This window comes from uncultured Sphaerotilus sp. (assembly GCF_963924895.1).
Lineage (GTDB): Bacteria > Pseudomonadota > Gammaproteobacteria > Burkholderiales > Burkholderiaceae_C > Sphaerotilus.
The window spans coordinates 1-20281 of sequence record NZ_CAWURG010000017.1 but is presented as its reverse complement, the minus strand read 5'-3'; the positions used below and the strand labels follow the sequence as shown (position 1 = coordinate 20281).

Here is a 20281-nt window from a genome sequence, read left to right as displayed (position 1 = left end):
GGCTCAAGACCCCAGCAGCTTCAAGTCGAACACGCGCTCGACCACCCAGGCCGCCGCGATCAGTGCCACCACGGACGAGCCGCCGATCAGCACGCCGCGCTGGTAGAAGCGCGTGCCGCGCGCCCACCAGGCCAGCGGCAGGAACAGCGCCACCAGCGACAGCTGCCCCAGTTCGACCCCGAGGTTGAAGCCCAGCAGCGCGGAGGCCAGCGAGCCGCCACCCAGTCCGAGGTCCTTGAGCGCGCCCGCGAAGCCGAAACCGTGCACCAGCCCGAATACCAGCGTCAGCCGCCAGCGGTGCTGCGGCGCGAGCATCGGCCGCAGGTTGTCGATCGCGGTGAAGAGCACCGACACGGCGATCAGCGACTCGACCCAGCGCGAGGGCGGATCGACGATGTCCAGCACCGCCAGCGCCAGTGTCACGGAGTGCGCCACCGTGAAGGCGGTGACGATCTTCAGCACCTCGGTCAGCATCGGGCGCCACCGCGGTGCGGCCTCCCGCCGGCCGGCCGCGCCCACGATGAGCACCGCCGGCAGCAGCAGTGCCAGCAGGAAGAGCACGTGGTCGGTGCCGATCAGGATGTGGTGGATGCCCTCGGCGACAAAACCGCCGAAGCCGCTCGGCGCCTCGCCGGCGGCGGAGGCGCCGAGCGAGACGGTGGTGGGCGGCGTGCTGCCGGGCACCAGCACGGCGGTCTGTGGTGCGCCGGCGCCGTGGCTCAGGCGCAGCAGGCCGCGGTGGCTGGCGTCGGTGTCGGCGAAGAGCCGGTAGTCGATGGTCAGCGCCTGCGCACCGGCCGGGCAGGTCCAGCGACTGCGCAGCACGGCGTAGGCGCCGTCGGTGTGCTCGTCCAGCTGCGGCTCGCCGGTGGCGACCGAGTTGCAGGGCTGGCCGGCCACGCTCAGGCGCACGCGCTCGGCGGTGTAGCGCTGCAACTTCTCCCAGCGCGTGCGCACCTCGGCCCACTGCAGGCGGCCGTCGTCGTCGTGGTCCAGCACCAGTTCGCGGTCCAGGTCGCGCAGGTGGACGTCCAGGCGCTGCTCGATCTGCGTGCCCGCCACCTGCAGGGTCAGGTAGGCGTCGCTCGGCTTGTGGGCCAGTGCGGCCGGGCCGATCAACAGGGCGGCCAGCGCGAGCAGCCAGGAAGCGAGGCGGTGGGTCATGGCGGGGGCGGCCGATCAGCGGACCAGCGGATCAGCGTTTGGGGGCGGGAGGGAGCAGCGCGGCGGTCAGCCGCACGTCGCGCTGATGGTAGACGCGCAGGTGGCGCAGCACGTCCTGCGCCGCCTGGGGCTGGCCGGCGGCATTGGCGCAGTCGAGCAGCAGGCGGGCGTCCGCCGGCTCTTTCTGCACGGCCCAGTTGGCGAGTGCCAGCGGCAGCGCGGCCTGGGGCTGGCCGCGCAGCTCCAGCAGGTAACGCGCCTGCTCGCGCTGGTGGGTCGTGTCGCCGCGTTCGCGGGTGGCGTCCAGGCGCTGGCCGAGCAGGTCGGCAGCGGCAGCCGCCCGCGGATCCCCCAGCCGCTTCAGCGCGATCGCGCGGCGCAGCAGCAGGCTGTCGGGCAGGTCTTCCAGCGCGGTGTCGGACAGGCGCAGCACCTCGGCGTGGCGCTGGTGGTCCAGCAGCCAGTCGGCCAGTGCAGCGCGGGTGTAGGCCTCGGGGGCCAGCGTCAGGGCCCGTTCGAACAGGACAGGCGCGGCCGGATCGCCGCGCCGCTCGGCGAGTTCACCCTGCACCAGCGCCAGCCAGGCGGCGGTGCCGGGGTCGGATTGCGGCGTGACCTTGGCGGCCAGCGCGGCGAGTTCGCGGGCGCCGCGGCCCTCGTCGCCCATCAGACTGGCGAGTTCGGCGGCGCAGACGGCGGCCGGCAGCTGCACGCTGTCGCCGAGCGTGGCGTAGCGGGCGCTGCCCAGCCGTTCGCAGCCGAGGCGGGCGTCTTCGAGCCGGCCCTGCGCCTGCAGCAGCGCCAGGCGGATCAACTCGGCCTGGGCCTGCAGCGGCAGCGGTGCCTGCGGGGTGGCGATCAGCGCGTCCAGGTCGGTCAGTGCGGGGCCGAAGTCGTGCTGGGTCTGGAGGATCGAGGCGCGCAGCAGCCGCACGGCGGGCGGCGGAGCGGCCTGTGTCCACCACGGGGTCAGCGCGGCACGGGCCACGCCGATCTCGCGGGGATCGCCATCGCGGCGGAAGCGGTCGATGGCGGCGCGGGCCAGTTGCAGCGACGCCGGCAGCGCGGCCGGCGACGTGCCCAGAGCGTGGACCTGGCGCGCCAGCTGCCGCGCCTGTCGGCGGGCGGCTGTCGTGCCGGGCAGGGTGGCGACCACGGTCTGGTCGTCGGTGGGGGTGTGCGGGGTGGCGCCGCTCGGCCCGCCCAGGCCGATGGCGATCAGCGCCACCACGAGGGTGCGGGCGAGCGGCGTGTTCACAGCGTCACCGGCTCGTCGGTGTCGCTGGTCGGCGGCGTCATGCTGGACACATCCAGCGGCTCCGACGTGTCGACCGCATCCAGCATGCCGGCGTAGCTGGCGAAGGCGGCGACGTTGACCGTGGCGGAGGCGGGCACCTCGTTGGTCGTGGCCGTCACCGGCGTGTCGTCGCTGCCGCCGCCGCAGGCCACCAGCGTGGCGCTGGCGAACAGCAGGGGGAGAAGGGCAAGGGTTCTCATGGCAGTACTCCTGTGGGGTCCTGTTTCGGGCCTGTGGGCGGGCCGGATCACTTCGTGCCGCCGATGGGCGTGTTCAGGTAGGGGAAACCGGCCAGCAGCGGGACCACGGCCTGATCGACCGCGTCATGCAGCTTGAAGGTCGTGGCGCCCAGGGGCACGGCCGACGGCTTGCAGGCTGCGCCGAAGCCGAAGGCGTTGGTGTCGCCGTTGGCCATGCACAGACCGCCCATCACCGCGACCAGCGAGATGTCCACCACGTCGTCCTTCGGGCGACGACCGTTCGGGTAGCCCGCGTTGTCGCTGCCACCGGCCAGCACGTTGCCGACGATGCCCAGGCGGTTCTGCTGCGCAAACGCCACCGGCGGGATGGCCGTGTTCAGGCGCAGCATTTCCGAGGCGACCACATTGGCCGGCTGGTTCACGCCCTTGATGCCGGTCAGGAAGGTGGTGACCAGGTCCGTGCGCGGGTAGTTGGTCGGGGCGGTGCCGGGGATGTTCAGCGCGATTTCCAGCAGCTTGGGCAGCGTCGGGTTGGTCACATAGTTGGCGAACTGGCCGTCATCCTTGGGCTTGGAGCTGTTGAACTTGTCCTTGTCCTTCAGGCCGATCACGACCTCGTTGACCAGCGGCATGCCCAGACGCGACACCTGCGTCCACGCACCGCCCGCCTTCTCGCTCATGTGGTGGCCGGAGCCCGGGTTGCCGTCAAGCAGGCGCGCCTGGCGCAGGCTGGCCGTGGTCCAGCCGCCGATGACGGTTTCGCTGCGGGCGGTCAGGCAGCTCTTGTGGATTTCGAGCGCCAGCGTGGTGACGTTCTTGTCGGCCAGCTGGTTCGGGACGGCGCCAATCAGGGCCGGATTGGTGATGACGCTGACCGGCGCATTGACCAGGTCGAAGATGGTGCCGAGGTTGACTGCAAACGGGTCCTGGCGCTGGCCGACGAAGAGGCGGCCGGGCTGGCTGCAGCCGGGGATGTTGATGGTGCTGATGTGCTTGGCGGCGTAGCCAGCGTAGTCGGGGATCGTCTTGACGCCGATGTTGTCCACCGGCTTGTCGAAGGTGGCGCTGCCGCTGGAGGCATTGGTCAGCGCACCGCTCGAACCCTTGCGGCGGTCACCGCGCTTGATGTCGACCGTGAAGGTCTCGGCGAGCTGCAGGCTGGCGTCCTTGACGTTGGCCACCTGGCCGGCCTGGATCAGCGGGATGTTGACCATCTTGTCGCCGACCGGCAGGTTCACGCCAGCGCCGTTACCGGCCAGCGTGTTCTTGAAACGGAACTGGAAGCTGATGTCCTCGACCGCGTCGCCGTTGTTGTCCACGTGGATCTCGTACATCGCGTTCGGATCCATCGAGAAGTAGTTCGGGCCGCCGTAGGCGTCCTGCAGCGGCTGGTAGTTGGCGATCAGCGTCACGTAGTCGCTGCGGCCAGCCTCGTAGCTGAGGAACATGTAGAAGTCGGACGCATCCACCTTGGGCGAGGTGGTGATGAACGGGGCTTCCCGGTGGCTGGACGCCAGGCTCAGGCCGGTGGCCAGCGTCATCGCGGCAGCGATGGCCAGGGTGGTGAGGTGGGGGCGGGCGGTGCGGGGGGCGAAGGTCATGGTGAAGCTCCTGGGTGTGCGGTTGGGCTGGCCGGTCGCGAGGGATATTCAGCCGGTCAGATCTCCTTACGCAGGCCTTTGCCGATCGGATGCAGCAATCGAAACCATCGGACGCACAAGAGTGTGAAAATTCGTACATGACTTCCGACGCCCCCGAATCGCCGCTGCTGCGTGTCCTCGGCCGTGTGCCCTACGAGCCGACCTACGCCGCGATGCGCGCCTTCACCGACGCCCGCACGCCCGACACGCCCGACGAACTCTGGCTGTGCGAGCACGACCCGGTCTACACCCAGGGCATCGCCGGCAAGCCCGAGCACGTCTTCGCGCCCGAGGGCGTGCCCATCGTGCAGACCAACCGCGGCGGGCAGGTCACCTACCACGGCCCTGGTCAGGTGGTGGCCTATCCGCTGATCGACCTCAAGCGCCTGGGTCCGCAAGGCGTCTATGTCAAGGAATACGTCTACCGCATCGAGGAAGCCGTGATCCGCACGCTGGCCGAGTTCGGGGTCACCGGCCACCGGGTGCTGAGCGCGCCGGGCATCTATGTGCGGCTGGACGATCCCTTCGCGCACGGCGCGCTGCGCGGGCCGGCCGATCCGCGCGACCCCTTCCGCGGGCTGGGCAAGATTTCGGCGCTGGGCATCAAGGTGGCGAACCACCGCACTTACCACGGCGTGGCGCTCAACGTGGCGATGGACCTCTCGCCCTACGGCCGCATCAACCCTTGCGGCTACGCAGGGTTGCAGACAGTCGACTTGGCTACACTCGGCGTCCACGCCGACCCCGGCGAGGTGGCCGTGCACCTGGGCGGACAGCTCGGCCGGCTGTTGAGCCCCTGACCGCCGAGGCCCCCCGCATGTCCCACGATCCGCAGTCCCCAGCCCCCTACGACGCCACCGCCAAGCAGAAATCGCAGGCCAAGACCTCGCGCATCCCGATCAAGATCGTGCCTGCGGAGACGCTGAAGAAGCCGGACTGGATCCGCGTCAAGGCCGGCTCGCCGACCACGCGCTTCTACGAGATCAAGGAGATCCTGCGCGAGCACAAGCTGCACACGGTCTGCGAGGAAGCCAGCTGCCCCAACATCGGCGAGTGCTTCGGCAAGGGCACGGCCACCTTCATGATCATGGGCGACAAGTGCACCCGGCGCTGCCCCTTCTGCGACGTGGGCCACGGCCGCCCCGACCCGCTGGACGTGAACGAGCCCGCCAACCTCGCCAAGACGATCGCGGCGCTGAAGCTGAAGTACGTGGTCATCACCAGCGTGGACCGCGACGACCTGCGCGACGGCGGTGCTGGCCACTTCGTCGAGTGCATCCGCCAGATCCGCGAACAGTCGCCGCAGACGCAGATCGAGATCCTCGTGCCGGACTTCCGCGGCCGGGACGACCGGGCGCTGGAGATCCTGAAGGCCGCGCCGCCGGACGTGATGAACCACAACCTGGAAACCACGCAGCGCCTGTACAAGGAAGCGCGCCCGGGCTCCGACTACCAGTTCAGCCTGAACCTGCTGAAGAAGTTCAAGGCGCTGCACCCGGACGTGCCGACCAAGAGCGGCGTGATGGTCGGCCTGGGCGAGACGGACGAAGAGATCCTGGAGATCATGCGCGACATGCGCGCGCACGACATCGACATGCTGACCATCGGCCAGTACCTCGCGCCCTCAGGCCACCACCTGCCGGTGCGGCGCTACGTGCACCCGGACACCTTCAAGATGTTCGAGGCCGAGGCCTACAAGATGGGCTTCTCGCACGCCGCCGTGGGCGCGATGGTGCGCAGTTCGTACCACGCGGACCAGCAGGCGGCACACGCCGGCGTGGGCGCCGAACTCTGACGCAGCGAACGCGGGCCGTACTGCGGCCCGCGGCCCGCGGTCAGTCGAACTGGTAGCCCTCGGCCGACACCACCCGCCAGCTGCCGTCGCCCGGCAGCTCCAGCACCCAGCGGTGGAACGGCAGGATCGCCGGCCGGTGGCTGATGCTGACCGGCGTGCTGCCGATGATGGCGAGCTGGGCGTACAGCAGCGCCTCGTTGGCCGCGTCCAGCGCGCTGGAGGCTTCGTCCAGCATCACGTAACGCGGCCGCGCCAGCAGCACCCGCGTGAACGACAGCCGCTGCTGCTCACCCACCGAGAGCACCTTGGCCCAGTCGCGCTCCGCATCCAGCCCGCCCACGCGGTCGGCCAGATCGGGGAGGTTGACCTGGTGCAGCAGCACGCGCAGCTCCTCGTCGGTGACCTCGCGCTCGGGGTGCGGGTAGAGCATCTGGCTGCGCAGCGTGCCCGGGGACAGGTAGGGCTGCTGCGGCAGAAAGAGCATTTCCTCGTGGCCCGGTCGCACGACCCGCCCGGCGCCGGTCTGCCACAGGCCGGCCATCACCCGCAGCAGCGAACTCTTGCCGCAGCCGCTCGGCCCGGTGATCAGCAGCCCCTCGCCGGGCGCGATGGCGAGCGTGACCTCGCGGATCAGCGTGTGCTCGTGTCCCGGCGTCTGCACGGTGACCAGCTCCAGCGCGAGCTGGGGGCCGTCGGCGGTCTCGATGCCGGGTTCGGCGTCGGCGGCGGTTTGGTCGTCGAGCGCCTGCGAGAAGCTGTCGAGCCGGTTCACGCCGGCACCGAAGCGGCTCAGGCTCTCGAAGTGCTGCACGATCAGCGTCAGCGCGCTCAGGATGGCGGTGAAGGCCCCCGCCGCCTGCACCGCCCGGCCGACTTCCATGCGCCCCGACAGCACCTCGTCGGCAATGATGACGCTGGGCAGCGCCAGCGTGATGAAGCTGTGCGCGTACTGGAACAGGTTGAGGTTGAACTGCCAGCGCAGCACGAAGCGGAAGTTGCGCAGCAGGTCGTCGAACAGGCGGCGCAGGCCGCCCAGCTCCTGCCCCTCGCCGCTGTGGAAGGCGATCGACTCGGCGTGTTCGCGCACCCGCACCAGCCCGAAGCGGAAATCGGCCTCGCGCCGCAGTTGCCGGAAGTTCAGCCCGATCAGCCGCTTGCCGAACACCGCCCCGGTGAACCAGGTGCCCAGCAGCGCGTAGCCGATCAGGAAGGCCACCAGCGGCCGCGAGATGGTCCAGAGCACGCCGGTGAAGGCCACCAGATCGATCACCGCGCCGAGCACCACCATCAGGAAGTACAGCGACTGCGAGGTGAAGCTGTTGACGTCCTCGGCGATGCGCTGGTCGGGGTTGTCGATGCCGGCGTGCGCGTTGAGGTGGTAGTAGGCGCGGCGGTGGAAGTAGCGCTGCAGCAGGTGGTCGGTGAGCCAGCGCCGCCACTGCATGCCCAGCGTGTCGCGCACGAAGTAGTAGCAGGCGTAGAGCGGCACGGCGGCCACCAGGATGATGGTGAAGCGCCGGATCGCGGCCCAGAAGCGGTCGGCGTCCCCGGCGGCCAGCGCCGAGGTGAACTCGCCGGTCTCCTGGTTGAACAACACGTTGAAGCCCGTCTGTCCGAGCAGCAGCACGATCAGCAGCGCCACCATCCCGCGGGCGCGCACCCGCTCGTCCGACTGCCAGTACGGCGTGGCGATGTGGACGAAACGTTGCCAGAGGTGGCGGTCGGCGCCGGGTTCGTCTAGGGGCGGCATGGATGGCGGGTCAGGGGTGGATCAGGGGCACCCGGGTGGGGGTGTGTCGACCACGGCGCGCCACAGGACGCCGTTCTTCCCCTTGTACACCTCCGCGGGCCCGGACAGGGCCGGCATCGGCTTCCACGCCCGATCGGCGATGAACCAGATGGTGCCCGGCGCGCACAGCAACTCTGCGGCGCGGTCGGTGCGCCAGAGCTGGCGCGCGGCGGCCGGCGGATCGAAACGCCCGGCGTCGAACAGCTCCTTGCGCCAGTTGTCGGTCTTGGGCAAGTCCGGATCGTTCCAGTTCGACAGCACGATCGGCGGCTGCGTCAGTCCGGCGTAGAAGGGCACGTCGAAGAAGGCGCCGTCGACGAACACCACGCGGTCCTGCGGCTGGTGCTGCCGGGCCAGCGCTTCGCCGAGGTCACGGTGGGAGTGGGGCGCCTTCCAGGCCAGCGCGGCGACGATGCCGACGCACAGCACGGCCGCTGCCGGCAGCACCTTGCGCCACGCCGACCCGCGTGCCACCGCCAGCCCCAGCAGCATGCACAGCGGCGGGACCGCGGGCAGGACATAGCCGACCAGCTTGGACGTCGGCATCGAGAAGAAGCCGGTGATCGCCACCAGCCACCACAGGACCAGACCGCGCTGCAGGCCCTGCGGTGGCGTGCGCCAGGCCGCCGGCAGCCACAGACTCCACGGCAGCGTCAGCAGCGGCAGGACAGCGACGTAGAACCACGCCGGCTGCGCGTTGTTGAAGCCGACCTGCGCGAAACGGCGGAAGTGCTGCTCCATGAAGAAGTAGTCGAAGAAGCCGGGGTAGCGGAGCTGCATCGCCACGAACCACGGCGCCGCGATCAGCAGGAAGAGCCCGACCGCCAGCGGGTGCATCAGCCCCAGGCATTGCCGCCAGCGCCGCTGCGCCAGCAACCACGGCCCGACCACCAGCACCGGCAGCACCACGCCGATCAGCCCCTTGGCCAGCACGCCCAGCGCCATCGCGCCCCAGGCGGCGAGCAGCCAGCGCAGATCGGTGCGTGCGGGATCGTCCACCGCGCGCTGGCCGCAGACGATGGCCACCGTGATCAGCCCTGCCACCAGCATGTCGTGGTTGGCGTACTGGCCGCCGATGAAGAAGAACGGCGTCGTCGCCATCACGCCCAGCGCAATCAGCGCCTCGCGCGGGCCGACGCGGCGGCGCAGGTCGAGGAACAGCGCCGCGCCCATCAGCCACGCCCCCAGCGCCGGCGCCACGCGGGCAGCGAAGGCGTGGACACCCAGCAGGTGCATGCCGGCGATGTCCAGCCAGTACATCAGTGGCGGCTTGTGGAAAAACGGGAGTCCGAGCAGCGTCGGCACCAGCCCGTCGCCGCGCAGCATCTCGCGGGCGACCTCGGAATAGCGGCCCTCGTCGGGCAGCAGCAGCGGGCGCAGGCCGATGGTCAGCAGCAGCCAGAGCGCCAGCAGGCCCAGCGTCCAGCCTGGGTGATGGGTCAGCGCAGTGGAGGCCGGTGAGGCGTCGGCAGGGCCGGAGGCGGATGCGGTGGGAGGCAGCGTGTCGGTGGTCATCATCAGGGCAAGTCCGGATTCCATTATCCGCGGCTTGCCTGTCACGAATCCTCAGTCCTGATTCAGGTGGAGGGACGCGGTGCCGTGCCGGTACGGGTCTGGTCGCGCGGGTGTGTGCTGGCGCCGCGGCCGTAGCGCGCCATCGTCAGCCCTTCCATGCTGATCTCGGGCGTGCGGCCGCTGATCAGATCGGCCAGCACGCGGCCGGTGCCGGCGGCCATGGTCCAGCCCAGCGTGCCGTGGCCGGTGGAGAGCGACAGGTTGCGCAGCCGGGTGGCGCCTAGGATGGGCGTGCCGTCCGGCGTCATCGGGCGCAGGCCGCACCAGAACTCGGCCTTCGACACATCGCCGCCCTTCGGGAACAGGTCGATGACGACGAACTCCAGCGTGCGGCGGCGGGCGGCGTCCAGATCGAGGTTGAAGCCCGAGAGCTGCGCCGTGCCGCCGACGCGGATGCGGTCGCCCAGGCGTGTCACGGCGACCTTGTGCGTCTCGTCCATGATGGTGGACTCGGGTGCCTGTGCCGCGTCGGTGATCGGCACGGTGATCGAGTAGCCCTTGACCGGGTAGACGGGGATGTGCAGCCCGAGCGGCTTGAGCATCTGCGTCGAGTAGCTGCCCAGTGCCAGCACGGTGTGGTCGGCGGTGAGCGTGCCGCGGCTGGTGCGCACGCCGGTGATCTGGTCGCCCGCGTGGTCGATGCCCTGGATGTCCACGCCGAAGTGGAACTGCACGCCCAGCGCCCGCGCCGCGTCCGCCAGCCGGTTGGTGAACTGGAAGCAGTCGCCGGTCTCGTCACCTGGCAGGCGCAGGCCGCCGACGAACTTCTGCTGCACCCCGGCCAGCGCCGGCTCGTGCTGCAGGTAGCCGGCGCGGTCGAGCACCTCGAAGGGCACGCCGTGCTGGCGCAGGATCTCGGTGTCCTTGCCGATGCCGTCGAGCTGCTTCTGGGTGCGGAAGAGTTGCAGCGTGCCCTGGCTGCGCGCGTCGTACGCGATGCCGATGTCGGCGCGCAGCTCCTTCAGGCAGTCGCGGCTGTACTCGGCCAGCCGGACCATGCGCGCCTTGTTGACGCGGTAGGCGCGCTCGTTGCAGTTGGCCAGCATCTGCAGGCACCAGGTCCACATGCCCGGGTCGAGCAGCGGCTTGATGACCAGCGGGCTGTGGTGCATCAGCAGCCACTGGATCGCCTTCAGCGGCACGCCCGGCCCGGCCCACGGCGCGGAGTAGCCAGGGGAAATCTCGCCCGCGTTGGCGTAGCTCGTTTCCAGACCGGGACCGGGTTGCCGGTCGACCACCGACACTTCGTGGCCGGAACGGGCCAGGTAGTACGCCACCGAGGTGCCGATCACCCCACTGCCAAGGACCAGGACGCGCATGTTGCTGTTCTCCAGAGTTGGGGAATACATCGCAACGACCATGCCATTCGGCCGCCCTGGGGAATGGGTGGCATTTGTATGGATTTCAGTACGAAACTGAACGCCATCTGTATGGATTTCAGTTCACTGTATCGAAATCAATGCGACCCCTCCCGTCATCCTCGCGAACGCGAGGATCCACCCCCGCCACCCACCCCGTACTTGCGCAGCCGCACCGCGATCGCCGAGTGCGAGGTCTGCAGCCGCTCGGCGAGCTTGCGCGTCGACGGGTAGTCGCGGTGCAGCCGCTGCAGCAGGGCCTTCTCGAAGCCGGCGACGGCGTCGTCCAGCGAACCGACCTCTTCGACCGCGGGCGCGGTGCGGGTGTCGGCGGCGGGCGCCGGCGCGCTGCCGACGAACTCCAGATCCGCCGGCTCGATCACCGGCGCCTCGCTCAGCGTCACGGCGCGGAAGACGACGTTCTGCAGCTGCCGCACATTGCCGGCCCACGGATGTGCCAGCAGCGCCGCCGCGGCCGCTGCCCCGATGCGCGGCCGCGGCCGGCCGATCTGCGCACAGGCGCGCTCCAGAAACACCTGCGCCAGCGGCAGGATGTCCTCGGTGCGTGCGCGCAGCGGCGGCACCTGCAGCTGCAGCACGTCGAGCCGGAACAGCAGATCCTGCCGGAACGTACCCGCGGCCACCATGTCCTCCAGCGAGCGGTGGGTGGCGCTGATGATGCGCAGGTCCGCCTTCAGCTCGCGCTCGCCGCCGACGCGCCGGAAGCTGCCGTCGTTGAGGAAACGCAGCAGCTTGGCCTGCAGGTAGGCCGACATCTCGCCCACCTCGTCGAGGAAGAGCGTGCCGCCGTCCGCCAGCTCCAGCAGCCCCGGCTTGCCACCGCGCAGCGCACCCGTGAAGGCGCCGCCGGCATAGCCGAACAGCTCGCTCTCGGCCAGGCTCTCGGGCAGCGCGGCGCAGTTCAGCGCGAAGAAGGGCTGGTCGCGGCGGCGGCTGCCAGCGTGGCAGGCGTGGGCGATCAGCTCCTTGCCGGTGCCGGTCTCGCCGCGGATCAGCAGCGGCGCGTCCACCGGCGCCATGCGCGCGGCGCGCTGCTTGAGCTGGCGGATCGCGGGCGAGTCGCCCAGGATCGTCTCGAAGCCGCCCGCGCCGTGGTTGCGCAGCGCGCTCAGCCGCTCGCCGAGGCGGTGCGGTGCGTGCAGCGTCAGCACCGCGCCGGCCACCGCGCCGCCCGCCTCGTGCAGCGCCACCGATTCGAGCAGGTAGGACTGGCCGCCGAACTGCACCTCGCTGCCCGCGCGGGGCGTGTCCGTCCGGTCGGTCAGGCCCGGCAGGGCACGCCCGATCAGCGCCGACTCGGCCCGTCCGCTGGCGCTGACCGCCGCCGCATTGGCCACGACCACCACGCCCGCGGCGTCGACCGCGAGCACCGGGTCTTCCTGCGCCGCCAGCAGCGCATCCAGGTACAGCCGCCGCCGCGCGCCCGGCAGCATCGCCACCGCGCCGACCGACTGCACGCCCGCCACGCCCAGCAGCTCGCCGCGCAGCTGCTCCAGCCCCTGCGCGTCCAGCGCGGGCGCTTCGAGGTAGACGTGGGGCGGCTCGACCTCGACCGCCGACACATCCAGCGCCCGCTGCGCCAGCGTGGCGAGGATTTCCTGGGCGATGCCGACCCGGTCGGTGAAGAAGACGTCAATGCGCATGTGACGGATTCTGCGTGAATGCCAAGTTCGGTTGACCGGGGTAACGCTGTTCACCGAGTCCACCGGCAGCTCGCCGAACAGCGCGACAAGCGCTGACCCGCGAGGGGCGCAGCCTTCAGTCGCTGCGCACCAGGATCACCACGCGGCGGTTCTGCGTGCGGCCGGCCTCGGTCGCGTTGTCGGCCACGGGCATGGCCGAGCCGACACCACGCACCTCGATGCGGGTGGCGGGCAAGCCGTGGGCCGTGAATTCGCGCGCCACCGCCTCGGCGCGGCGGGCGGACAGGCGGCGGTTGTACTCGTCGCCGCCGATGTTGTCGGCATGGCCCTCGATGCGCAGGCGGGTCAGGTCTTCCTTGAGCAGCGTGTCGGCGATGCCGGTGATGGTCTGCAGGCCTTCGGCGCCCAGGCGCTCGTCGTTGAACGAGAACAGCACCTTGCCGGCGAGGTTCAGCTCCCAGCCTTCGGTGACTTCGGCGAAGCCCATCTGGCGCAGCGCTGTGACCTGCGAGGGCGAAAAACGCGCCGGTGGTGCGGGCGGCGGCGGGGTGGCGCAGCCGGTCAGCGTCAGCGTGAAGACGAGGCCCAGGGCGAGGGCACCTGCGGCCCTCAGGCTGCGGCGCCGGGCCGGAGGGTGGTCATGTCGTGTCATTGCGCGATCTTTTCGTGGAGGGTGGGGTACGGGGTGCCGTGTCCCGTCAGGGGCTTGTGCCGTGCACGCTTGCTGGCGTGCTTGGCGCGGTACATGGCCCGGTCGGCGGTGTCGAGCAGGGCGGGGATGGTGTCGCCGTCGAGCGGGTAGGTGGCCATGCCGGCGCTCAGGCCGCAGTTGAAATGGCCGTGTTCGTCGAGGTCGAAGGGCTGCGTCATCAGGCTGTGGATCTTCTGGACGACGCGGCGCGCGTCGTCCACGCTGCGCAGCGGGTGCAGCAGCACCGCGAACTCGTCGCCCCCCAGCCGCGCCACCACGTCGGTCTCGCGCACGGCGGTGCGCAGCCGGTCGGCCATCATCGCCAGCAGGCGGTCCCCAGCGGCGTGGCCGGCCGTGTCATTGACCGCCTTGAAGCCATCGGCATCCAGGAAGAGCACGGCCAGGTGCCCGCCGCGCGCGCCGGTGCTGTTGAGCGCTTCCTGCAGGAGGCGCTCGAACTGCGAGCGGTTGGCCAGCCCGGTCAGCTCGTCGTGCCAGGCCTTGTGCGCCAGCAGGTCGTTGTCGGACTGCAGGCGCCGGTGGCTGGCCATCAGCTCGGCCTGCCCGAGCTGCACCTCGTCGAGCATGGCGTTGAAGTCCTCGCTGAGCGCCTGCAGCTCGGCAATGCGGGCGGGGGGCGCGCGCCGGTCGTAGGTGCGTCCGCTGCGGATCGAGCGGGTCAGCGCGGCGAGCTGGTTGATCGGCTCGATGAGCGAGTGCTCCATGCGCCGCGTCATCAGCGTGCCCGCGGCCAGCGAGGCCCCGATGCACAGCACGGCACCGATCGCGCCATAGAACAGCAGCCAGGCGTACAGCGTGCCGTCGCCCCGCACGCGGACCAGGCCGATGGTGCGGCCGTCCAGCAGCACGGGCGAGCGGGCCTCGCTGCGCATCAGCACCTCGCCGGCCCGCCGCATCAGGTGGTCGACCGGGCCGCTGTCGGGCGTGGTGTGGCTGGCCAGGACGGCGCCGTCGGGCAGCAGCACCCGCGCGTCCACCAGCCCTTCGCGCCCGGCGATGTCGCGCAGCAGCTCCGACGCCGTCTGCTCGTCCCGGAAGGTGATGGCCGCCTCGACCGAGTAGCTCAGCGTGCGCGCCACCAGCTCCAGGTGGCGCTCCTGCACCCCGCTCATCAGCACATGCGCGATCACCGCCAGCGCGAGCCCGAAGGTCATCACCGCGGCGGTCGCCACCCGCAGATGGCCACGCCGCAGCAGCTTCTGGAAGGTTGCGGGGCGGGTCATGGCATTGCTCCCGGGCGTGGCTGGCCGATCTTGAGCACCTGCGGATGCACATGCAGCCCGCTGCGCGCGACGGTGTCGAGGTTGATCTCCACCCGCAGGTCGTTCTGGCGCTGCACGAGGCAGAACATGCCGCCACGGCTGCAGAAGTCGGCACCTTCGCCCATGCTCAGCACCGGGCGGCCGACCAGCTGGGCCAGCGGCTCGATCGCCGGTGCACCGACGCCCAGCCAGACCGCGTCGCAGTCGGGCGGCAATTCGTCGGCGAGATCGACCAGCCGCACCGGCGCCAGCTTGCCCGGCGGCACGCTGGCGTGCAGCGTGCGCATGTCGGTGGCGGCGCTGCTGCGTTCATTCACGCACAGCGACAGGGGCCGCACTGCCCGCTGCGGCCAGCGGGTGTGGGCCAGGATGCCCAGCACGGCATCGACCACGGTGAGCCGCAGCGCATTCGGGTAAGGGGTGGCTGCGGCCAGATTGCCCGCCGCCACGGTGCCCGGCCGGGGTTCCGCCGCGGAGGGCGCCGACCAGACGGCCGATGACAGGGTCATCCAGCCCAGTCCGACGACAAGGCCGAGCCCGGCGCGCCAGCGCAATAACATGTCCTGCAATCCGATCCTGATATGAGAGGCGGTCTCTGTCGGACCGGTGTTGGTGCATTGTGTGAGCCAGTCACCGGACGAGCAAGTACCAGGGGTCATTCGACCGGGCGAGCTGCCGTATCCATCACATTCGGATTGGTGCGGATTCCGCGATCTGTGCATGCCCGTGAGGCGCAGCGGGGAGCGTCACCGACGGGCGGAGATGGACAGTGACTTCATGGTCGGGGGACTTTTGGGCGGGTGCAGTCCGCGATACTGCCCAGCTTTTCCGAAGTCCACCCCCAACACCGGCCAGTTCTTTCTGAAAACTGACCGGTCGGCCGCCATCAGGGTGCCTCCCCGGTCGCGGCCGTGACCACACAAGGAATTCCCATGCCCGCCTGGCTGACCGCATTGGACCGCTACTTTCCCATCCGTTACCTGGTCATGCTCTGCTGTGGCGCCATGGCGCTGGGTGGCGTGATCGGCTGGTGGGCCCTGCGCCTCGATCCCTGGATCGCGCTCGTCGGCATCGCTGGCCTGGGCATCGGCCTGCGCGACCTGCGGCAGCCGCAGCGCTCGGTGCTGCGCAACTACCCGGTGATCGGGCACCTGCGCTACCTGCTCGAATTCATCCGCCCCGAGATCCGCCAGTACTTCATCGAGAGCGACAACGAGGCCGCGCCCTTCTCGCGCCAGCAGCGCTCGCTGGTCTACCAGCGCGCCAAGGGCGACCCGGACAAGCGCCCCTTCGGCACCCAGCTCGACGTGCACCAGCAAGGCTTCGAGTGGCTCAACCACTCGCTCGCGCCCACCACGCTCGCCACGCACGACTTCCGCGTCACCATCGGCGCGGGCCGCGCGCAGCCCTACAGCGCCAGCGTGTTCAACATCTCCGCCATGAGCTTCGGCGCGCTCAGTGCCAACGCCATCCTCGCGCTCAACGGCGGCGCGAAGCAGGGCGGCTTCATGCACGACACCGGCGAAGGCTCGATCAGCGCCCACCACCGCACCCACGGCGGCGACCTCGTCTGGGAGATCGGCTCCGGCTACTTCGGCTGCCGCGACGACGCCGGCCGCTTCAGCGAGGAGAAGTTCGTCGCCAACGCCACCGACCCGCAGGTGCGCCTGATCGAGGTGAAGCTGTCGCAAGGCGCCAAGCCCGGCCACGGCGGCGTGCTGCCCGGCCCGAAGGTGACGATCGAGATTGCGCAGACGCGCGGCGTGCCGGTGGGGGTGGACTGCGTCTCGCCGGCGGCGCACAGCGCGTTCTCGACGCCGGTCGAGCTGCTGCAGTTCCTCGACCGGCTGCGCACGCTCTCGGGCGGCAAGCCGGTCGGCTTCAAGCTCTGCATCGGGCATCCGTGGGAGTGGTTCGCGATCTGCAAGGCGATGCTCGCCACCGGGCTGCGGCCGGACTTCATCGTCGTCGATGGCGGCGAGGGCGGCACCGGGGCGGCGCCGCTGGAGTTCACCGACCACGTCGGCGCGCCGCTGCAGGAAGGGCTGCTGCTGGTCCACAACACGCTGGTCGGGCTGAACCTGCGCCAGCACATCCGGCTGGGCGCCTCCGGCAAGATCGTCAGCGCCTTCGACATCGCCCGCGCGATGGCCTTGGGGGCGGACTACTGCAACTCGGCGCGCGGCTTCATGTTCGCGCTCGGCTGCATCCAGGCCCAGCACTGCCACACCGGCCAGTGCCCCACCGGCGTGGCGACGCAGGACCCCGGCCGCCAGCGCGCCCTCGTCGTGCCCGACAAGATCGAGCGCGTGCGCCGCTTCCACGAGAACACGCTGCACGCGCTGAAGGAACTGGTCCAGGCCGCCGGGCTGCGCCATCCGGGCGAAATCACCGCCGGCCACATCGTGCGCCGCGTCAGCAACGACCAGGTGCGCCTGCTGCGCAACCAGCTCTGCTTTGTGCGACCGGGCGAGCTGCTCGCGGCCGAGCGTGGCGAGTGCGACTGGCCGCACCAGGTCTACGAGATCTACTGGCCGCTCGCGCAGGCCGGGTGTTTTGCGCCCACCGATCCGAGCGATACCGCGCTGACGGTGCGCGAACTGGCGACCTGAGCGAGCCGCCGCTCAGCGCCGCGCTGGATCGGCGCTGCCGAGCCAGCGGTCCCACCAGGTGAAGTACAGGCCGTAGTTGTCCCGCCCTGTGGCGTGGTGGTGGGCGTGCAGGGTCGAGGTGTTGATCCAGCGGCCGATCGGGTGGCGGTGCCAGTCGGGCGGGTAGAACTCGCGGCCGCAATGGCCGTAGACATTGATCAGCGTCGACACCGTCTGGAAGACCAGCAGCGCCAGCGGGTGCATCGGCAGCACGAACAGGACCGCCACCACCAGCAGCGCCTCGCCGAGCGCTTCCCACGGGTGGAAGCTGTAGGCGGCGAAGGCGGTGGGGCGCACCGAGCGGTGGTGCGTCAGGTGCATCCGGCGGTAGAGCGGGCGGGTGTGCATCAGCCGGTGCAGCGCGTAGAACAGCGCGTCGTGCAGCACCAGCGCCAGCACCACGCTCAGCGCGAACCAGCCGGCCGGCGCCGCGTCGAGGCGGAAGTAGAGCTGGGTGTGCTGGATCAGCCCGGTGCCGAACAAGACCGCGTTCACCAGCCCGAACACCAGCACCGTGCCCGCCGCGTGGCCGATCTCGCGCCGCAGGTGGGCTGCCCGGTCGTCGCCGGCTGGATAGGCCGCATCCACCGGGCGACCCCGGCCGCGCCGCGCCAGGCTGTAGAGCGCCAGCGCCATCACCAGATAGCGCGTGCCGTAGAGCAGCACGCCATAGAAAAACGGTGCCAGGACCGGGCCCGGCAAGAGCTGGGAGAGCAGGGTGGGCAGTGTCATGGCGGTGCGGGCGGCGGCGTGGATAATGCCACGCCCTTGCCCCACCACCGAAGCCCTTTTCCATGAACCGATCCCTGATCAAGTCCCGCAGCGTGCGCCCTGCGAATGCGCGCAGCCGGGCGCAGACGCGTTTTGACCGGCTGTTCCGGGAGGTCGAGCAGTGGCGCGAGCGCCTGGCGCAGTGGCAGGCGTTCGAGGGGCCTTGCATGGCGCGCATCGGCCAGGAGCTGGAGCCGCTGGAGGTGCGCTACCGGGTGCGGTGTCGGGACATGGCGTTTCTGATCGACGAGTTGCTGGTGGCGCCGCCGGTGGGTCGGCCGCTGGGGCGACAGCAGCGTGCCAAGCTGGTGGGCCTGCTCACGTCGCTGGCAGCGTCCGTGCTGAGAGACGCCGCGTCGAGTGCCGAAACCGACGAGGACGAGGCCCTCAAGGCGCTGCACGACCGCTACCACGAAGAATCGTTCGACGCGCAGAACGAGGCCGCGATCGCCGACACGCAGCAGATGCTCGCCAGCTTCGGGGTCGAGATCAGCGCGGATGAACTGCGCGGGCTGTCGCTGCCGGAGATGCTGGCCAAGGTGGCCGGACACCTGTTCGAGGAGGGCGAGACCGAAGCGTTGCAGCAGGCCGCCGCCGAGGCCGAACGCCGATCGACGCAGTCCCCCAACCCCGCCCGCGACCGCCGCGCCGCTGCTGCCGAGGCCAAGCGCGAGCAGGCCGAGCGCGAGGTCAGCCAGTCGGTGCGCGAGGTCTACCGCAAGCTCGTCAGCGCGCTGCACCCGGACCGCGAGACCGATCCGCAGGAGCGCGAGCGCAAGACGGCGTTGATGCAGCGCGTCAACCAGGCCTACGACGCGCGCGATCTGCTGACGCTGCTGACCCTGCAGATCGAGACCGAACAGATCAGCGCCGCCGACCTCACCTCGGCGCCCGATCGCCGCATCGAGCACTACAACCAGGTGCTGGCCGAGCAGTGCGAGGAACTGAGCGAGGAGGTGATGGGGTATGTCTACCGGTTCGGCATGGTCTTGCCCGAACACCTGCCGCCCGACCCGAAGATCGTCACGCCCCAGCTGGTCGAGCAACTCCTCGGACAGGACATCCAGCACCTGCGCGGCAAGATCGCGTCGCTGGAGGCGGATCTGGTGGGGTTCCGGGATCGGAAGTATCTGGGGGCGTGGCTGAAGGGCTTGCGCTGACGCCCACCCGCTCAAGCCTTGTGCTGCTGCTGGCTTTCACGCGCTGTCGGTGGCGTACCTGCCGGCGTACCAGTCCCTGCTGATCGGCTTTGCTGACCAGGTGCTGCTGCCGGTGCACCGAGGCCACGGTGCAGGCGTCGCGAGAGAACGGGCGCAAGGCCGAAAAGGGCCTGACTCAGTGCGCCCAGACTTCCACGATCGCATCACCCCGATCAAGCGCTGACGTGATCCGGCCGATCAGGCGGTCGAACACGGGAAACAGCGCCTGCTTGCGGCAGTTGCCGATGCGGACCCAGATGACCTGCGGTGGCGGGCCGAAGCGCAGCGCCAGACTCTGGAAATCCTCGTCCTTGGAGACGATCACCCAGCGTTGCGCGTGGGCATGTGCCCAGATCGCCCGGTCGTCGCTGTCGGCCATGCCGATATCGCGCCAGTGCCACAGGAAGCTGGTTGTCCACCAGCAGCAGGCGCTCACCCGGCACGGGCGGCTGATAGCGCGTCGCCATCCTCAGGCGGCGATCAGTACCTGATGCCCCGCCTGTGCCGCGGCCCAAGCCAGCGCGGCGCGGATGTCGTCCTCTTCGAGTTCGGGGAAGTCCTCGATGATTTCCGCGTGGCTGGCGCCGTGGCTGAGCAGGTCCAGCACGTCCTTCACCCGGATCCGCATGCCGCGCAGGCAGGGACGGCCGCCGCACTTGCCGGGTTCGATGGTGATGCGGTCGAACAGGGGGTTGGGCATCATGGTGGGCTCCGCTGGGGGTGGTTCAGTATAGGGTTGGCTGCCTCGTCCTCACCGTGGAAGCGGGCTGGCCGCACCGGCTGGTGTTTCAACTCCAGCAAGTCGTTGCTCAGTCCTTGCCCGTCAAAGCGGGCTGCAATGCGCGAACCCAGGCCGAGCTTCTGCTGGAGATTCGTCGGCAATGTCTGGCTGGCCGGTCCTGCGGACAGCATGTCGGCTGCGGTCAGTTCGCGGACCTCGCCTTGCGCGTCTGTCAGTGGCGGTTGATGGGCCATCGGATGGTTCCAGAATGCGTGGGTCGATCTTGATTTGACACCAGCCGCAGCGAAGCCGCTCAATACCTCATGCGTGAGCCAAGAAAGGCGTCTTCATCACCACGTCGGGCTACACCGCGCAGGCGCTGCAGTTCGCGCAATCCGTCGAGGGCATCGTGCTGGTGGACGGGGTGCGGCTGGCGGGGTTGATGGTCGATCACGAGGTGGGGGTGACGGCGCGGGTGTTGAA

At 70.1% G+C, this 20281-nt stretch carries 19 protein-coding genes and 1 pseudogene; 5 read left to right on the top strand and 15 right to left on the bottom strand.

What is annotated here, in order from left to right:
- Positions 1–3: 3 nt before the first annotated feature.
- The 4 genes from AABN02_RS07615 to AABN02_RS07600 are packed head-to-tail and all read right to left on the bottom strand — an operon-like array spanning position 4 to position 4202.
- Positions 4–1164, bottom strand: coding sequence for a HupE/UreJ family protein (locus AABN02_RS07615; RefSeq protein WP_338414322.1), 1161 nt, complete (start codon positions 1162–1164; stop codon positions 4–6).
- 31 nt (positions 1165–1195) lie between these two features.
- The gene (locus AABN02_RS07610) at positions 1196–2422 is read right to left on the bottom strand and encodes a hypothetical protein (RefSeq protein WP_338414321.1); all 1227 of its coding nucleotides are present in this window, start codon (positions 2420–2422) and stop codon (positions 1196–1198) included.
- Positions 2419–2661 (bottom strand): hypothetical protein, encoded by a 243-nt coding sequence (locus AABN02_RS07605; RefSeq protein ID WP_338414320.1) that lies wholly within the window; start codon positions 2659–2661, stop codon positions 2419–2421. The genes AABN02_RS07610 and AABN02_RS07605 overlap by 4 nt, the downstream gene beginning before the upstream one ends.
- Before the next feature lie 47 nt (positions 2662–2708).
- Positions 2709–4202 (bottom strand): DUF4331 domain-containing protein, encoded by a 1494-nt coding sequence (locus tag AABN02_RS07600; RefSeq protein WP_338414358.1) that lies wholly within the window; start codon positions 4200–4202, stop codon positions 2709–2711.
- Positions 4203–4399: 197 nt separating this feature from the next.
- On the opposite strand from AABN02_RS07600, the gene lipB reads away from it, so the two are divergent.
- Positions 4400–5101 (top strand): lipoyl(octanoyl) transferase LipB, encoded by a 702-nt coding sequence (lipB, locus tag AABN02_RS07595; RefSeq protein ID WP_338414319.1) that lies wholly within the window; start codon positions 4400–4402, stop codon positions 5099–5101.
- Between the two features lie 17 nt (positions 5102–5118).
- Positions 5119–6096 carry a lipoyl synthase gene (gene lipA / locus AABN02_RS07590; RefSeq protein WP_338414318.1) on the top strand — a complete coding sequence of 326 codons (978 nt, stop codon included), beginning with the start codon at positions 5119–5121 and terminating at the stop codon, positions 6094–6096.
- Positions 6097–6136: 40 nt separating this feature from the next.
- Here the strand turns inward: lipA and AABN02_RS07585 are convergent, their stop codons facing one another.
- The 7 genes from AABN02_RS07585 to AABN02_RS07555 all read right to left on the bottom strand — a co-directional run bounded on the left by AABN02_RS07585 (position 6137) and on the right by AABN02_RS07555 (position 15016).
- The gene (locus tag AABN02_RS07585; protein ID WP_338414317.1) at positions 6137–7846 is read right to left on the bottom strand and encodes an ABC transporter ATP-binding protein/permease; all 1710 of its coding nucleotides are present in this window, start codon (positions 7844–7846) and stop codon (positions 6137–6139) included.
- Between the two features lie 21 nt (positions 7847–7867).
- The gene (locus tag AABN02_RS07580) at positions 7868–9403 is read right to left on the bottom strand and encodes a glycosyltransferase family 39 protein (RefSeq protein WP_338414316.1); all 1536 of its coding nucleotides are present in this window, start codon (positions 9401–9403) and stop codon (positions 7868–7870) included.
- Between the two features lie 59 nt (positions 9404–9462).
- Entirely contained in the window at positions 9463–10779 is a 1317-nt protein-coding gene (locus AABN02_RS07575) for a D-amino acid dehydrogenase (protein WP_338414315.1), read from the bottom strand.
- A 155-nt stretch (positions 10780–10934) separates the two neighbouring features.
- A complete protein-coding gene (locus AABN02_RS07570) occupies positions 10935–12482 on the bottom strand; it encodes a sigma 54-interacting transcriptional regulator (RefSeq protein ID WP_338414314.1) in 1548 nt (515 codons plus the stop codon).
- Between the two features lie 115 nt (positions 12483–12597).
- Positions 12598–13134, bottom strand: coding sequence for an OmpA family protein (locus tag AABN02_RS07565; RefSeq protein ID WP_338414313.1), 537 nt, complete (start codon positions 13132–13134; stop codon positions 12598–12600).
- The gene (locus AABN02_RS07560) at positions 13131–14417 is read right to left on the bottom strand and encodes a diguanylate cyclase (RefSeq protein WP_338414312.1); all 1287 of its coding nucleotides are present in this window, start codon (positions 14415–14417) and stop codon (positions 13131–13133) included. Before AABN02_RS07560 ends, AABN02_RS07565 begins: the two co-directional genes overlap by 4 nt.
- Positions 14414–15016, bottom strand: a complete 603-nt coding sequence (locus tag AABN02_RS07555; RefSeq protein ID WP_338414311.1) for a YfiR family protein — start codon at positions 15014–15016, stop codon at positions 14414–14416. Before AABN02_RS07555 ends, AABN02_RS07560 begins: the two co-directional genes overlap by 4 nt.
- A 372-nt stretch (positions 15017–15388) precedes the next feature.
- On the opposite strand from AABN02_RS07555, the gene AABN02_RS07550 reads away from it, so the two are divergent.
- Positions 15389–17068: an FMN-binding glutamate synthase family protein gene (locus AABN02_RS07550; RefSeq protein WP_338414310.1), complete on the top strand. Its 1680-nt coding sequence runs from the start codon at positions 15389–15391 to the stop codon at positions 17066–17068.
- A 12-nt stretch (positions 17069–17080) separates the two neighbouring features.
- Here AABN02_RS07550 and AABN02_RS07545 read toward each other — a convergent pair whose 3' ends face one another.
- Positions 17081–17839 carry a sterol desaturase family protein gene (locus tag AABN02_RS07545; RefSeq protein ID WP_338414309.1) on the bottom strand — a complete coding sequence of 253 codons (759 nt, stop codon included), beginning with the start codon at positions 17837–17839 and terminating at the stop codon, positions 17081–17083.
- 62 nt (positions 17840–17901) lie between these two features.
- Between AABN02_RS07545 and AABN02_RS07540 the strand changes: the two genes are divergently transcribed.
- On the top strand, positions 17902–19038 hold the full coding sequence (locus tag AABN02_RS07540) for a J domain-containing protein (RefSeq protein ID WP_338414308.1): 1137 nt from the start codon (positions 17902–17904) through the stop codon (positions 19036–19038).
- Positions 19039–19213: 175 nt separating this feature from the next.
- Here AABN02_RS07540 and AABN02_RS07535 read toward each other — a convergent pair whose 3' ends face one another.
- The 3 genes from AABN02_RS07535 to AABN02_RS07525 are packed head-to-tail and all read right to left on the bottom strand — an operon-like array spanning position 19214 to position 20052.
- Positions 19214–19513, bottom strand: coding sequence for a DUF5615 family PIN-like protein (locus tag AABN02_RS07535; RefSeq protein ID WP_338414307.1), 300 nt, complete (start codon positions 19511–19513; stop codon positions 19214–19216).
- Between the two features lie 33 nt (positions 19514–19546).
- On the bottom strand, positions 19547–19780 hold the full coding sequence (locus AABN02_RS07530; protein ID WP_338414306.1) for a DUF433 domain-containing protein: 234 nt from the start codon (positions 19778–19780) through the stop codon (positions 19547–19549).
- A complete protein-coding gene (locus tag AABN02_RS07525) occupies positions 19777–20052 on the bottom strand; it encodes a hypothetical protein (protein WP_338414305.1) in 276 nt (91 codons plus the stop codon). Before AABN02_RS07525 ends, AABN02_RS07530 begins: the two co-directional genes overlap by 4 nt.
- Before the next feature lie 89 nt (positions 20053–20141).
- Between AABN02_RS07525 and AABN02_RS07520 the strand changes: the two are divergent.
- A pseudogene (locus AABN02_RS07520) lies at positions 20142–20281 on the top strand (restriction endonuclease); the annotation flags it as partial.